This window comes from Synechocystis sp. PCC 6714 (genome assembly GCF_000478825.2).
Classification (GTDB): Bacteria; Cyanobacteriota; Cyanobacteriia; order Cyanobacteriales; family Microcystaceae; genus Synechocystis.
The window spans coordinates 2,093,360-2,108,852 of record NZ_CP007542.1 but is presented as its reverse complement, the minus strand read 5'-3'; the positions used below and the strand labels follow the sequence as shown (position 1 = coordinate 2,108,852).

At 45.7% G+C, this 15,493-nt stretch carries 16 protein-coding genes; all 16 read right to left on the bottom strand.

Translation table 11 applies throughout. The annotated features are described in order from the left end of the window. Positions 1–2: 2 nt before the first annotated feature. The 16 genes from D082_RS09700 to D082_RS09630 all read right to left on the bottom strand — a co-directional run bounded on the left by D082_RS09700 (position 3) and on the right by D082_RS09630 (position 15,378). Entirely contained in the window at positions 3–590 is a 588-nt protein-coding gene (locus tag D082_RS09700; protein ID WP_038530669.1) for an acyltransferase, read from the bottom strand. Continuing rightward, positions 590–1,912, bottom strand: a complete 1,323-nt coding sequence (locus tag D082_RS17380; protein ID WP_028947862.1) for a glycosyltransferase family 4 protein — start codon at positions 1,910–1,912, stop codon at positions 590–592. The genes D082_RS09700 and D082_RS17380 overlap by 1 nt, the downstream gene beginning before the upstream one ends. Positions 1,913–1,943: 31 nt before the next feature. Further along, a complete protein-coding gene (locus D082_RS09690; RefSeq protein WP_028947863.1) occupies positions 1,944–3,281 on the bottom strand; it encodes a glycosyltransferase family 4 protein in 1,338 nt (445 codons plus the stop codon). A 24-nt stretch (positions 3,282–3,305) separates the two neighbouring features. Next, complete coding sequence (locus tag D082_RS17375) at positions 3,306–4,520, bottom strand: glycosyltransferase (protein ID WP_028947864.1); 1,215 nt, start codon at positions 4,518–4,520, stop codon at positions 3,306–3,308. Beyond that, entirely contained in the window at positions 4,517–5,578 is a 1,062-nt protein-coding gene (locus D082_RS09680) for an NAD-dependent epimerase/dehydratase family protein (RefSeq protein ID WP_028947865.1), read from the bottom strand. Before D082_RS09680 ends, D082_RS17375 begins: the two co-directional genes overlap by 4 nt. A 25-nt stretch (positions 5,579–5,603) precedes the next feature. Continuing rightward, positions 5,604–6,851 (bottom strand): glycosyltransferase, encoded by a 1,248-nt coding sequence (locus tag D082_RS17370; RefSeq protein ID WP_028947866.1) that lies wholly within the window; start codon positions 6,849–6,851, stop codon positions 5,604–5,606. A gap of 3 nt (positions 6,852–6,854) precedes the next feature. Then, complete coding sequence (locus tag D082_RS09670; protein ID WP_028947867.1) at positions 6,855–7,814, bottom strand: bifunctional 2-polyprenyl-6-hydroxyphenol methylase/3-demethylubiquinol 3-O-methyltransferase UbiG; 960 nt, start codon at positions 7,812–7,814, stop codon at positions 6,855–6,857. Between the two features lie 27 nt (positions 7,815–7,841). Then, a complete protein-coding gene (locus tag D082_RS17365; protein ID WP_081857635.1) occupies positions 7,842–8,792 on the bottom strand; it encodes a bifunctional 2-polyprenyl-6-hydroxyphenol methylase/3-demethylubiquinol 3-O-methyltransferase UbiG in 951 nt (316 codons plus the stop codon). Positions 8,793–8,924: 132 nt separating this feature from the next. Next, the gene (locus D082_RS09660; RefSeq protein ID WP_028947869.1) at positions 8,925–9,488 is read right to left on the bottom strand and encodes a Uma2 family endonuclease; all 564 of its coding nucleotides are present in this window, start codon (positions 9,486–9,488) and stop codon (positions 8,925–8,927) included. Between the two features lie 46 nt (positions 9,489–9,534). Continuing rightward, complete coding sequence (locus D082_RS09655; RefSeq protein WP_028947870.1) at positions 9,535–10,209, bottom strand: PD-(D/E)XK nuclease family protein; 675 nt, start codon at positions 10,207–10,209, stop codon at positions 9,535–9,537. Positions 10,210–10,305: 96 nt separating this feature from the next. Next, positions 10,306–12,198 (bottom strand): ABC transporter ATP-binding protein, encoded by a 1,893-nt coding sequence (locus D082_RS09650; protein WP_051738793.1) that lies wholly within the window; start codon positions 12,196–12,198, stop codon positions 10,306–10,308. Positions 12,199–12,208: 10 nt separating this feature from the next. Beyond that, entirely contained in the window at positions 12,209–12,451 is a 243-nt protein-coding gene (locus tag D082_RS09645; protein WP_028947872.1) for a hypothetical protein, read from the bottom strand. A gap of 202 nt (positions 12,452–12,653) precedes the next feature. Next, positions 12,654–13,622: an NAD-dependent epimerase gene (locus tag D082_RS09640; RefSeq protein WP_028947873.1), complete on the bottom strand. Its 969-nt coding sequence runs from the start codon at positions 13,620–13,622 to the stop codon at positions 12,654–12,656. Further along, entirely contained in the window at positions 13,615–13,764 is a 150-nt protein-coding gene (locus D082_RS18575; RefSeq protein WP_158506506.1) for a hypothetical protein, read from the bottom strand. The genes D082_RS09640 and D082_RS18575 overlap by 8 nt, the downstream gene beginning before the upstream one ends. A 77-nt stretch (positions 13,765–13,841) precedes the next feature. Next, positions 13,842–14,672, bottom strand: a complete 831-nt coding sequence (locus tag D082_RS09635; RefSeq protein WP_028947874.1) for an ABC transporter permease — start codon at positions 14,670–14,672, stop codon at positions 13,842–13,844. Positions 14,673–14,703: 31 nt separating this feature from the next. Beyond that, positions 14,704–15,378 (bottom strand): Uma2 family endonuclease, encoded by a 675-nt coding sequence (locus D082_RS09630; protein WP_369796145.1) that lies wholly within the window; start codon positions 15,376–15,378, stop codon positions 14,704–14,706. Between the last annotated feature and the right edge of the window lie 115 nt (positions 15,379–15,493).

The following is a 15,493-nucleotide window of genomic DNA, read 5'->3' as shown; positions in this document are numbered from 1 at the left end:
GGTTATCTCTCCCCCAATTTTCGAGCCGGTACCCCGCCCCAAATTTCATAGTCAGGCAGATCTCTGTTCACCACCGCATTGGCCCCAACCACAGTACCGTTGCCAATTTTAACCCCTGGCAATATTGTCACGCCGGCCCCTAACCAAACATCATTGCCTAAAATAACCCCAGTCTTAGTTTGATCCGATGGCTGTATTTTAATCGGCTTATCCTTTGCTTTTTGGTGATTGCTAGCCACCAAGGTACAAAATTGGCTAATGAGACAGTCTTCCCCAATCACAATGTTCCCTCCCCCAGACCGCAGATTGTTGTACTGCCCAATCCAGGTGCGATCGCCAATGACGATATTACCGTAGCCATTGAGGTCATCACCAAAGGCGAGGATGGTATTTTCGCTGATGGTAACCGACCCAGTGAGGGTTAATCGTTGGGGTTGATGGTTGATCAAAGTAATGTCACTGCTGAGCTTAGCTTGGGGAAACTGTTGCCGCAGGGCATGGATTTGCGCCAAGTGAAATCGCCTTTCACCTAAGTCACGAACAAGCAGGGGATCCCGCAGTTGCCAAATACCTCGAAGTAAATCAAACATTATTGCTGGCACTGATCTAACCTTTGAGCCAAACGGCCAAACTCATTTTCTTCTTGCTCAGTTGGGGTTCCACTCCAACTATGGGGCCATTCTCCCCCTGGATCACAAAGGGGCCCCTTACGGTTTAACAAAACTCTGACCTTTTCCGCATTAGCTTGACCCAAAACTCGGTCTAATCGATTGTTAGAGGGGCGATTGCTTCTATTAACCACCTGGATACTTGATAGAGGTTTTAATAAAACTTGCTCAAACACCTCATGCCATTGTTGCACTGACGCTACCTCGGAATATCTTTGTTTGACTGTTTGCCAACCAGCTTTTCTGATCCTTTGCCATAATTCCTTATCACGGTAAAGTCGTAAAATTTGTTCACTAGCTCCAGCCCAATCCCCCACCACAAACAACAAACAATTTTCTTCATCTCTCAGGGCATTTTCTAAGCCACTACCAACGTAGCGGGAACTCACTACTGGAACCCCTGTGGCCATTGCTTCCCAAATGACAATGGGTCCTGTTTCCCAAGATGATGGCATTATCAAAGCGTCAGCCTGTTGATAAACTTGAGTAACTAAATTAGTTTTACTTAGCTGGCCTAAGAAAAAAACTTCTTCAGCGTCTATCAGGGAGCCTTTGAGGGGAGTTTCCTCAGGGCCGCTACCAGCAATTAACAATCTAAACTTTATATCGACTCTTTTCAAATTATTCACGATTTCAACTAAGTCATGGACTCTCTTCTGACCTTGTTCAAGCCTTCCTGAGTAGGCAATGGTAAATAAATTGTTAGGTTTTTGACGGGAAGATAAAGGTTTTATGTCAGTTCCACAAGGGGCATAAAATATTGATCTTTTATCTAAACCGGCATAATCCTCCGCTAACCTACAGGCTAATTTATTGGTGCAAACCACAGCATCTAAGGCATGCTTAAACAATTTCATGTCAGCAAATAAATCCTCTTGAATACCGTGGCAAGTCATGACAATTTTAGCTTCGCTTTTCCCTTGATTCCTGAGTTCTGCTGTTGCCGCTACTGCATCGGGAATATTAACCGTCACTACCATATCCGGTGATAATTGCTTAATCGCCCTTTGCACCGCCCAACGTCGTCCTTGGGTGGTTGCTGTCTTACAAGTAATGGCGATCGCCGATTGACAGGGATGAACCGCCAAATAATCCTTGGGGCGATGGGCCCGCGCTCCTTCCACTAGTCCCAGGGTGGTACGCCAACCTAACTTTTCCAGGCCTGGTAGCAGGTAATCTAACCAAGTGGCTAAACCACTAAGGGTGTAGGCGGAGGGAGCAATAAAGAGGATATGAGGGGTCATAAAAACGGAAACTTTAAATACCTGTATACTTTCATGGATTGACGTCTAACTCTTTTAAAGCCGCCGAAATCTCTTTTAACAAAGATTCAGAATGATGACGATAGAACAACGGCCACTCTTCTCCCCCCGCCGGAACAAGAGAACCGATTAAAGAGCGACGCAGACGACGAACTCCATCGATGACACCAGCGGGAACCCCTAATCGATCTAATCTCCCGGAGGTAGTGGGAATCTGAGGTAAGGGATGAAGGCTAAGGCTAACTAGGGGAGGACGCTCCATTACAGCTTCTAACGCTGTTTTCCAACTGGTGAGGGAATTCTCCCAAGTATATTGTTGGCCATGAATCCGAGCATTTTCTGATAAACGTTGGCGCAAACCACTATCCTCTGCTACACGCAGGATCTGTCGAGCCGCCTGGGCCATATCCCCCACAGGAAAAGACAGACCAGTTTCATGTTCTTTCACTAGACCCTCAGCATAAAAGCCTGCATAACGGGAGGTGACCGGGATAACTCCGTGCATCAGAGCTTCCACAATGACAATGCCAAAGGCTTCCGATGATGACAGCAAAACCAATACATCAAGATTGGGAAATATTTCTTGGTAAACCGTGTCCCGAGACAGAGCACCGTGGAGCTTAACTTTGGGGGCAAGATTCCCCAAGGATTCACTAAGTTGGGCAAAGCAGGGGCCGTCCCCCACAATGTCTAACTGATAATTTACATTGAGCTTTTCCAGTTCTTCATGCAGTGCAATTAAATCCAGCGCTCTTTTATCGAGGCTAGTCAAACGGCCAATATAGCCGATGCGGACGGGATTACCTTGTTGGGATGGCTGGACTATAAGTCTGGGGGTGTTTGCTCCATTGGGAATGTGGTGAACTCGGTCATTAACGATCCCCCCCCATTGAATGAGCACTTTAGCTGTTAAACACCCAGGACAAATTACTTGGTCAATCCATTGGCCATACATAGCCAAATCTGCCAACATCGGTTCCAAATTACCTTGAGCATGGATCACTAAGCGAGTTTCCATTCCTTTTTGCTTACAGCGAATAACTGCTTCGTAAGCATCGGCAATGCCTAACGGAATCACAATATCGGGCTTAACTTTCTTAATGCAACGCATCAAAGCCCGCACTCTGCCATCTCGGTTACAACCCCGACCGTCAACTTCAAGGGTAGATAGTTGCGGATGGGCATCATGATAACGCTCCGGTTGGTTAAACTTTTGCCCCCGTAAAAGTCCAACGGTTACTTTAAAATTCTGGGTTGTTAAATAATCATTAATCTCATCCAACCAGGTTTGAACACCGCCAGCGACGGAACTGGTGGGCAGGAGGAATAATAAACGGATAGAAGAGCGCATTGGAAGATGTTAATACGGAGTTAGCTAACCGGCAACAGCTTCTGCTCCTATAAAGTTTTTAACTTGCCTGACAAAATTAGCCTGGCTCAATTCTTTTTCCCCCACCCATGCCACTGTTTTGGCTGAAGCTTCATAGAGATTAGTATCTTCTGCCAGAGCAGCAATTTTTTCGGCAATGACCTTAGCATCCAAGGAAGTGCAAAGGGCTCCCAGGGGATATTTATCATAAAAATCTACCAAAGAACCATATTGGGGGACATGGGCAAAAACAGGCCGCCCTAGGCTGACATAGGTGCTGAGCTTAGTGGGAAATGACAACTGAGCTAAGGGTCTGAGGTGGGAAGCAAAAGGATAGGGCACATACAACAAATCACACTGAGCCAGATAACTTCTCACTTCCTCCGTGTTTCGCCAACCCAAATATTGCACATTGGCTGGACTACGACAGGGCAGGGTGATTTTACCGGAGAGGACAACAAGCTTAATTGATTTCCCGGCCACCTGCCAGTTTAGGTACGCTAACGCTTCAAACAATGCCTGCCATGCTTCCGGTGCATACATTCCTCCTGAAAAACCGATGGAAAATTCCGCGGGAGAAGTGTAATCAGTTTGGGCTGTTACTTGATCCGCTAAACCATGGCGAATAATTTCACAGTGATCGCCAGAGTATTTGCTGTAGTGTTTAGCCATTGCTTCACAGATCACCGCAGTTTTAACTGACTTGGCCAAAAGGTGGCCAAACCGTTTCTGGGTGCGTTGCCGCAGAGTGCTATCAAGTCCCCGTTGCTGGGTCAGATAGTCAATGTCATCCCACACTTGGGTCAACAAAGGTAAATCACACCGTTTCCCCAGGTCGAACAGCACGTCCACCACGGTGGTCATATTGAGGATACCCCACAGTCTGGTAATGCCCACTTCTCCAATGTACTGCTCCAACCTATTGGCCAAAATTTTTACTTGGCGATCGTAGGAAAGTCGACGTTTCAGCCCAGACCATAAACCGCCCGCACGATTATTCCAAGGACGTACCGCATGTTCCGAGGGACGATTCAGAAAAAAAACTAGGTTAGCTGGAGGCTCTGGATTCTGTTCTTGCCAAGCCGATTGTTCTTTTGGATCGAGGAGGGCCGCAACAAAGTAATCTTCCTTTGGTAGGCTTGCCAACATATCCCGCAGAAGAATTTGTCCCACATTTGCCCCGCCCGGAACGGAACCAACAACAATTAGAGTTTTAGTCATTTTTGACTGAGTAAATACATAGTCGCCATTTCTTCCAGAATTGAGTCTATGCTACGGGTGATATGCCAATCAGGAAAATGGGATTTAATTTTGGTTAGGTCACTGATATAGCAAATGTGATCTCCTTCCCGATTTTTGTCAACATAGATGGTGCGGAATGGTTCCCCCAAAAGCTGTTCTGCCTTGGTAATGGCTTCGATGACGGAGATGCTGTTATCCCGGCCGCCCCCTAAGTTATACACCTCCCCACAACGGGGATGTAGATAAAACTGATGTAATAGTGCACACACGTCGTAGGCATGAATATTGTCCCGTACCTGTTTGCCTTTGTAGCCGTAAATTTTGTATTCCCGTCCCTCGGCACAGGCCCGCATCACGTAAGCTAAAAAGCCGTGTAACTCAGCGGCACTGTGGGCCGACCCCGTCAGGCATCCTCCCCGAAAACAAGCGGTTTTCATGCCAAAGTAACGCCCATATTCCTGCACCATCACATCAGCGGCCACCTTACTGGCTCCAAATAGGCTGTGTTTACTCTGATCAATACGAAAGGTTTCTGCAATGCCACCGTAGTGCTCTGGATTGCCATAGTCCCAACGAGTTTTTAGTTCTACCAAGGGTAATTCGTTGGGGGCATCACCATAGACTTTATTGGTGCTGAGAAAACAAAAAACTGCTTCCGGACAATGTCGCCGAGTTGCTTCTAACAAATTCAGGGTACCAACAGCATTGACATCAAAGTCATCAAAGGGACGACTAGCTGCCAAATCATGGGACGGTTGGGCGGCCGCATGGATAATCAAGTCAAACTTTTGTTCTGCGAACAGATCCAGTATTGCTGGGCGGTTCCTGATATCTAAGCTGTAATGCTGATAGTCTGGGCATTCTATCTCTAACCTCTTTAGGTTCCAAGATGTGTCGCCGTCGGGACCAAAAAAATCAGCCCGCATATTATTGTCAATGCCCCTAATGTGCCAACCCAGTTGGGTGAAGTACCGAACAGCTTCAGAGCCAATTAGGCCGGCAGAGCCTGTTATGAGAACTTGGCTGTTAAAGCTCATATATGTCGTGGGTCAAAGTTGTAGATTACAGTAAACCGTGTCTTTTCAATGTTTTTTCTAATGCCTCCGCAAAAGATTCTTTGAAAGCATTAGGTGAATATCGCTGGGATGTAAATTCATGGACAGCGTGGGACTCATTTTCTAGTTCTTCCGGTGACATAGATGATGCTTTGCATACGATCTGATAAATAGTTTCATGATCAATTTTGGGAATTTCAAATCCATATCCTCCACAATCCATTCCCGCTTCTGGGGTAACGATCGGTACTACACCTGCATACATAGCATTGACAACTGAGCCTGGCATACCATCTGATACAGACGGGTATAGCATAAATCCACATTTGCTAGTTATTTGTCGATACTTTTCTCCGGCTACATCTAACCAGCCCACATAATGGATATTAGGTAAATCCAACAACTCATGACGATAGGCGTTAAAAAATGCTTTTTCGTGCTCAATCCCACCACATACCCAAAGCTCAAACTCAGAATGTTCAGCAAATATTTCTAGTAATACATCAAGTGAACGCCTAACAGTACCATAGGCGGCCATCCACATAAAACAAAATCTTGAAGCAGCAAAATCTTTATTGTCAAGTGTATTTTTGATTCCTTTAACTACTGGATTACACAACTGCAATACTTTAGCTGACGTAATTTCTTTGTAGGAACGATGAGTTGTAGAGTTTCCTACAAAAAATATATCGGTAGCCAGCTTTGGGCCTTCGTCATCAATATATGACTGTGGAATTATAAAATTGCGTCTGCGTCTGATTTCTTCTTCTCTTAAAGCGAGTGCTTTTTTGATAAATCCAGCATAGCAACCAGTCCCAAGGTAGATTTTTGGAATTTTTCTATATGGTGAGCTGATACAAGATTGTACAAACCCAAAGTATTGTCCAATTATTAAATCATAATCACTGATACTTGGTGGGTAGAAGTTACGCCAATCAGTTACATCTACAATAAAACCCATAGCATTTAGAATTTCAACAATTTCTTGAGTCTTTTGATAATTTGTATGAGTGCGATAAATCTCTTCTGTAAAGCCATCAAGAAAAGGCGTAACTATGTAAGACAAAAGAGCTCTTTGGGAACAACTTGATAAGTCTCCTATACCAGATACAACTGGATATATTTTATATTTCTGCTCAAGCTGTTTTTTGTATATTTTGTGATTTTCAATAACTCGACCAAATATCCTCCACCAAATTGCTTTGAATAGTTTAGAAGGATTAGAAAGTTTTTCTAGCAATTGTTTATTTTTCATCTTTTACGGTTTTTTGATTTCGCATAGCACAACATCATGAATTTGCTTCGTTTTGGAAAGCTTTTTGTAGGTAGTCCAATAAAGAATGAATTTTATCGGATGGAGAAAAGGAAGAAGATTCCATTTTCTTCTGTCAAACAAAGCTTTTCTTGGAAGATACTCATATGCAAGTGAATATAATGCACGCTCTTTTGAGCGTTGAGGAGGTGGGAAGCGAAACTCAATACTAACATCTAGTAATTTAGCAAGTTTGTTCAATGATTTAGTATTCCAACGTGTTAAGTGGTGAGGAGCGTGATTCCGAGGTGTAAAGTGAAATATCTCAAGCCCAGAAGGTGTTAAAGGTAAACTAAAGAAGAATCGTCCTCCCGGCTTTAAAAGATTTAAAGCTTCCCTCACAAAAACAACTGGATCAGATACATGTTCCATTGTATGAAATGAAGTAACAATATCATATTTTTCTTGATTGTTAAGAGTTTCCTTTAAGGTCCGAATGCTATTACATGATGCCTTCAATCCCATTGCACAAGCTTGAGTGATCGCATTTGAGTTTGTATCTATTCCTTCAAAGTTTACCTCATTTAACTGGCTAGTCTTTTTCAAAAATGGGCCATTTCCACAACCAATGTCTAAGCCTTTTAGAGGAGTAGAAACAAGCTGTTTTGAAAAAATATCTAATAGTACCGTCCATTCCCATCTATTGTTTGCATAGTAAGAGCCATCATTTGTTATGTATTTATAAAAAAGATTACTTCCTTCCTTCATAGGATAAGAAAAATCTAGCTCGCATTCAGTGCATTTAAATTCATCTGAATCCTCGAAGGATAAGTCCGGTGGAAAATCTCTATTGTCGTTTTTTGTTTGATACTCTTTCTTTAAAAAAAATCTATCAATGTGGCGGTTATGTTGTGAATATCCTCCACACAAAGGACATTTAACATCGGTTTTTTCAATTATATCCATAAATAAAGCTGAATTGATTAGTGGTATTTAATTAAGAAAGGAAGTGAGAAAATGATCGTTTAGTTTCATTGTCCAAGGCACACTGCTTGAATGTCTAAGGTGGGAGTAATTAGACATTGATAATATTATCTTTTGGGGAAATCGCCACAAACCGCCCCTTTGCCAACACTCGTGATAAATTGCCTTAATGTGATCATCCCAAATTTCTTGACGGGTTCCCAACTGATGGGGAATTTTATAAAAACCCTGCACTTTAAAAGAGAGATTTGCCTCAACATAACGGAAAAATTTGCGGGAGGCAAAGGAAAGATGCAAAGGCGTTTGTAGATACCAATGCCGCCCTTTTAACCATCGCCAAGTCCAAGCATCTATATTGCCAGTGCTAATCAGTAACAGTCCCCCTGGTTTCAGCAATTGTTTAGCCCGTTGAATGCCCTGCAAAGGATTAAGCAAGTGTTCAAACACATCAAACAGGGTCACCACATCGAAATAGTGATGCCATTGGGAATCCACATCTTGCACTCGGCTCGCAATTATGGAAGCGCCCCTAGATTTAGCAACATTTGCTGGTTCTTTACCCCCCTCAACCCCAAAGCGATGCCAACACTCCGGCAAATTGGCCAAAAACTTCCCCTCATTACAACCCACATCCAGTACAGAAATCAGTTCTTCATTGCCAAAACGCTTCAGCAATAATTCCCGACTTTTCGACCAAGCCCCATTGCGTTCAAACTCATAGTCCATGGCTCCACTAGGGGCAGAAGCATAAATTTGCTGTAACTCCTCCTCTGTTAAACAAGGCCAACGTTGCCCCAGGCCACAGTGCCGACACCTGTAAAGCTTCCCTGCCGACAGCGTAGATTGTCCCATCTCTACCAACAGGCGATCGGGGAAAGGAGCACAGTCCCAGAGATAATCTAACTGATTGGAGTCACATGCCCGGCATACGGGAAGCAGAGAATTGTTCTGGAAGGGCATTTTTAGCCTTAGTATCTTGAATTCTAAAAGTTTAAATTAACAATTTGATAGACGAATAAAGGAAAACTGAAGCAAAAAAAGAGCAGACTAGTATTTTGCCATGGTAAAAGGCTGTTATTTTGAAAATTTAGACTAGGAAAGGGAAATGGTAAACCCCGGTAAAACTTGTTCTCCCGACAAATTTGTAGGGAGATTGACTATTTCTGTCGGTTGATTTGGGCGGTAAACTTCCACTTGTTTTTGTTGTAGATTGATTAACCAACCTAGTTTTAAACCGGATGCTAGATACTCTGACATCTTGTCTTGTAATGGTTTGAGACGGTCACTTTTTGACCTTAGTTCAATGACAAAATCAGGGCAAATTGGGGGGAACCCTTCTCGCTCTTCTGGGGTTAACCGTTCCCACCTTGACATTGAAACCCAAGCTACATCGGGAGAGCGATCGCCGCCTTGGGGCAAACTAAATATTGTCGAAGAACTAAAAACAATGCCGAGTTGACGCCGATGATTCCAGAGAGACACCTCAAAAATAAGACTCGCTTCTTGGGCACCGCTTTCACCGCCAACTGGAGACATGATAATCAGCTTTCCTAGGGGGTCTCTTTCTAAGATTAGGTCAGGGTTATTTTGACAGAGTTGATAAAACTGCTCTCGACTCAAGGAAACAATCGGCTGAAGGTCTAAAACGGTAGCCATAGGAATTCACATTTCAGAACTAAGCTGACTTTGACAACATTTGGTCTTAAATTTCTTGAACTTGATCGTTGTAACTGTACAGTTCAATGCCTAACACCTCCGCCACTGGCTTCGCTCGGTCATCCACCATGGGGAACATGACAATTTTTCTAGTCACCGGCCGTTGGTGCCTTTGGGCATAAAAAGTAGCCTTACGATCAAAAATATACATATCCGACTTACTCATGGAAGATTTAATTTCACAGAGAATAGTCACCCCATTTTTGATAGTTACATCAATTTCCACTTGGTCTGGGCGACCAAAAACTATCCCCTCCTGGTCGTACTCATTCAGATTAAGTACCTCCACCCCAAATGATTCTTCCAAAATTGCCTTCAGCCCATTGCGAAAAATAGCTTCAGAGTAGAGACCCCAACGGGAACCCAAGGCCCCGATAGTGCTTTCATAGCGACGATTCGCCTTCTGAATTTCCGCCAGAGTGGCACTGTTCTGGGCCTCTAGTCTGTCTAGACGTTGGGTATTGTTCTCCCATTTACGGGCTTGCTCTTCCCGGTCCCGTTGTAACTCATCCAGAACCCGGTCAAATTTCAGGTCGAACTCTGTCCGGGGGGCATAGTATTCCGACACCGTCCGCGGAACAAAATCTCGGATGGCCGGTTCTTCGGCGATCGCCCTAGGTAGTTCTCTTTGGATTAAGGCCCTAATTTCCGCTTCAGTCATATCAATTTCTCCTATTCATCTACAGTCTGGAGTCTAGATACATAGAACCACTGGCTTACCATTGTACGGGGCACAATCAATTAACCGCAGTTCGATTTACCGATTAACTTCGAGCCTCTGGTCAGACTGCAACGACCAATAATGGGCATACGAACCACCTAGATCTAACAACTGCTGGTGATTACCCCGCTCCACAATGCGACCTTGTTCCATCACCACAATTTGGTTTGCATTAACGATGGTAGACAAACGGTGGGCAATGACCAACACGGTTCTATTCTTACCAAACTTGTCTAGGGCTTGCTGTACTAAGCGTTCCGACACCGTATCCAGCGCGCTGGTGGCCTCATCGAGAATTAACAGGTCAGGATCCGACAGAATTGCCCGGGCCAACGCTAACCGTTGCCGTTGCCCACCACTGAGCCGGTAACCCCGTTCCCCCACCACTGTGCGATAACCCAAAGGTAGATCCTGAATGAAACCATCGGCCTGGGCCGCCTTGGCCGCAGTGATCACTTCCCAATCCGTAGCCGTGGGACAGGTAAAACGAATATTGTCCAGAATGGTGGCGTTGAACAGAAACGTATCTTGGCTAACCACCCCCAGCCGTTGCCGCCAGCTAGTGAGATCATATTGCCGCAGATCCCGCCCATTAACCAAAATTTGGCCCTGGGTCGGTTCGTAAAGCCCCACCAATAAATCCGCCAAGCTGGACTTGCCAGCTCCCGACTGCCCCACCAGAGCAGTTACTTTCTCCCGGGGTAGCACCAGGTCAATATTCCGCAGAACTTCCCCCTGCTCCACCTGGTAACACAAACTAACCTCAGCAAAACGAATGTCTGTTTCCAGTCCTGTAAATGGTACTTCCCCCAAACGGGCAAATTCCTTATCCCGGCGATCGAGAATTGCTTGAAAACGACCTAAACTGCCATGATTACTGGCAAAACCGGTTAGGGCCCCAATGACCCCCTGCAAACGGATGTTAAACCTCTGCAGCGCCAGCACAAAGGTGACCAAACTGGGCAACACTCCCGTACTGCGTTGGGAAAAGAGCAAAAAGGCGATCGCCGCGATAACCGCCAGCAAAACCACCGGTAACGTTTGGGTGATGGGATTAGTGATATTAAGTAAACGGATTTGTTTTTGCAAGCCGGGCTTCACCTCTTCCACCAGGTTTTTCACCTGGTCTACCGCCCGCCAGTGGCGTCCTGTGGTGTGCAGTAGCCGTAACCCCTGCAAATTTTCCGTTACCTGTTTGCTGATTTCCACCAGCCCCATCTCGTTGACGCTGGAGTAGTAGCGAATGCGGGGCAGTAGCTGTTTTTGGATGCCATAGAAAACCAATGCAGTTATCAGGGCCGCCAGCAGTAACCAAGGGGAAACGGCCACCAAAATGGCCAGATAAACCAAAAGCAGAAGACAGTTGCTAATGAGGGTATTGGCAAGGGTAATCTGAGTTTTTACTGTGGGGCCGGCACTGGCCGCATAGGAAGTCAAGTCCCCCACTTTATAGCGGCTGGCACAGGCAAAGCTGAAACTGAGAATGAGACGGTGGAGATACTCCGTGAATTTAACCTGGAGTCTGACCCCCAAATCCCCAGCGGTGACGGCGTTCCAATAGTTGCATAAGCCAAGCAAAATCTGGGCGGTTACCGCCAATGCCAAGAGCAGTAGGAAGAGGGTTTCCTGGCCGAGGGCATTTAGCCAATTGGTCAGTCTCGGCACCCCCGCCAACAGCGCATAGCGATTCCAGTCTATTTCCTGAGGTTCACTCAATAGGGTCACCGCCAGGAAAATGATGCCAAAGGTGCCCCCTTCAAACAATGCCCCCACAATGCCCGTGGCAAAATTAGCCAGGATTAGTCCCCGGTTCTCCCAGGCCGATTGTAAAATCAGGCGATCAGCCTCGGTTTTGAGGTAACGAGCCCCAAATTTGGAGATTGTTTTCCCTTGGAAATGCTTAAGCTGGGCTTTCTTTAACAAGCTCACACCGTTAGAACTATGGGTTGGTTTTGGTCAGATTTTGCCTGACCATAGCTTCAATAACCATCGGCAAATCCCAACAGACCTGGCAGCCTAACTCCGCCTTAGCCCTATCTGGATCGCCAATGGTCTTGCTGATGTCGTTGGGCCGCAATAGCCCCGACTCCGTTTGCACATACTTTTGCCAGTCCAAACCTAGCACCTCAAAGGTAAGGCGGACAAAATCTCGCAGGGAATTACTTTTGCCGGTGGCAATCACATTGTCCCGGGCTTAGTTTTGATGAACTAGGTTGCCGAAGCTGGCTACTGGCTACCCTGGCATATCGGGAAGTCCCCCGAGCCTGTCAGCCTTTCTGCAAAAGTAGCTGGGCTAAATAGGCTCTATCCTGACCAGATACGCCACAGATCAGTGCGCTTCTTTTGTAACTTACCATACCAATCAATTAAGGCGATCGCCAGGCCTATGATCCATAAAACTGCCGATACCAACCGATGAACTTATTTAAGCCCAGAGTCAGGGGAGTGGAAGGGGAAAAGCCCACATCTGCCATTAGGGAAGACACATCGGCATAGGTCTCTACCACATCCCCAGGTTGCATTGGTAAAAAAACTTTCTCCCCCTTTTTACCTAAACAATCCTCTAGTATCTGGATAAAATCCAGCAAAGCCACCGGACTGTGATTACCAATGTTGTAGAGCAGATAGGGCACCGGCCCGGGGGGAATAGATGGCAACACTCGAACTAATCCTTCAACCACATCATCAATATAGGTAAAGTCCCGCCGCATCTGCCCTTGGTTGAACACCTTAATCGGTTTCCCTGCCAAAATTGCCTTAGTAAAAGAAAAATAAGCCATATCCGGTCGCCCCCAGGGGCCATAAACCGTAAAAAACCTGAGTCCAGTCGTCGGTAACCCATAAAGATGGCTATAGGTGTGGGCCATCAGCTCATTGGCTTTTTTCGTTGCCGCGTACAAACTCACCGGCTGATCCACATTGTCCGTCACCGCAAAGGGAATTTTTTGCTTCGCCCCATACACCGAACTAGACGATGCATAGACCAAATGGTTGACTGAATGGTGGCGACAGCCCTCCAAAACATTAACAAACCCCACCAGATTACTGTCCACATAGGCATGAGGATTCTCTAGGGAATGCCTCACCCCCGCCTGGGCTGCCAAATGCACCACCAACTCTGGCTTTTCCTGGGTAAAAAACTCCGCCATACCTTGGCGATCGCCTAGATCGAGTTTCGTGAAGCTAAAATTTGGCTGTGCTTGCAATTGAGCCAAACGGGCCTGCTTAAGGGCAACATCGTAATAATCATTGAGATTATCCAGACCCACAACAACTTTGCCATCGGCCAATAAACGTTGGCATAAATGGAAACCAATAAACCCCGCCGCCCCCGTCACTAAAACTCTACTCATACAGTTTTACGCCTTTGTTTGTTTTCCAAGCTGAGAATTTTTTCTTCAACACATCCCGCAGAGCTGTGTCACGTTTCTGCTGTTGATGGCCAATGACGTACTTCTTGCCCAAACTTTCAACCCAAATAACCGTATCTGCCATAAAGTTGCTAATCTCTCAGCTCAATGTGCGATTGTTTATCAAAGGTATAAAACCACCCACCTGCCTGTTTTCATGGCCTAGATCACATCAGCAAAAGTTCGTTCCACTTTACGAAAATAGAGAATGCCCGTCACAAAAATAATTATTACCAACAGTAAAGACAACAAAAATCCCGGCCAAAACAGAGTTGACTCTCCCCCCAAAATCGCCCAGCGAAAACCATCAATCACACTCACCATCGGGTTAATAGAATAGAGCAAACGCCACCTTTCCGGCACCACATTACTGCTAAAACCCACCGGGGAAATGTACAGCCCGAACTGGACAATAAACGGCACAATGTAACGAAAATCTCGGTATTTGACGTTGAGGGAACAAAGCCATAACCCTGCTCCCATGGAAGCCATAAAGGCAATCAAAATAAAAAAAGGCAACGTGACCACATGCCAACTGGGGAGAAAGTTATACCAAGCCATCAACCCCACCATAATCATCCCGGAAATTAAAAAATCGACAAAACTGGTCACCACTGCGCTGGTGGGCACCACTAACCGGGGAAAATATACTTTAGAAATTAAATTAGCATTGGTAATTAGGCTCTCGCTGGCGGAACTAAGGGAAGTGGAAAAAAACTGCCAGGGCAACATGCCCGCAAACACCAGAATCGGGTAGGGCACCCCCTCCGAGGGTAAATTGGCCAACTTACCAAACACCACCGTGAACACCACCATGGTCAAAAATGGTCGGATCAGGGCCCAGGCCACACCGATCGCCGTTTGTTTGTAGCGCACCGCAATGTCCCGCCAGGCCAGGGTGTAAAATAACTCCCGATAGCGCCATAGGTCTTGCCAATACTGACGCTCCGTGCGCCCTGCTTCAATAATCAGTTCTGGAGGGGAAGTACTCATGGTCAAAGTAAGTTTTTGCCGGGTTTACTAACTAAATATCATCGGGATCTAATCCCAACTCCCTTAACTTAGCCGCCAGGCGATCGGCTTTAGATTTTTCCCATTCTGCCCTTTGCGCTTCCCGTTCTGCCCTTTCCCCTTGATATTTCGCCGTGGTCATAGCTTGGCTAGCTTTTAAAACTTCAAGCCTCACCGCCTCATCGGGGGTAGGAATTAGAGTTCCCTCCAAAGAAAAGTAACGTAGTTGGCCATTCTGGATGCCCAGGAAGAAACCCAAAGCCTCACTCCATAGCCAGCCCTGTTCATTGGTAATTAGGAGAACATACTCGTTAAAATCCAGTTTAAAACCAGCAAATTCTAGATTTTCTGGCGAAAAATAAAAATATTCCGGAATGTGGAACCTGGTGGCATAAAGTTCACGCTTCGTAGTGCGGTCTACCTTGGCTGTGGAGTCCGACAAAAATTCAATAACTAAATCAGGGTAGCGGCCATCTTCCTCCCATGCCACCCAAGAGTTCCGTGGTTCCCTTGTCGTATTTTTGACCAGGAAAAAGTCAGGACTCCGAAAATCCCGATGCTTAAGTTGCTGACGACTGAAGTAGATGGTTAGGTTCGCACCGATAAAAAAATCATCCCGGTCTCGCCATGCCCATTCCAAACTAGTTACCAACAGGAGAAGTTGCGTATAGTGCAAAGAACTTTCCATTTCTGGTTCTTCACTCACATTTCTGGTTCTTCACTCAACAGTTGGCGGGCATCGGGCATTTGCAGTTCTAATTCCTGGGCCGTCATCGCTGGCATGATGTCCTCCTGTTGGCTAC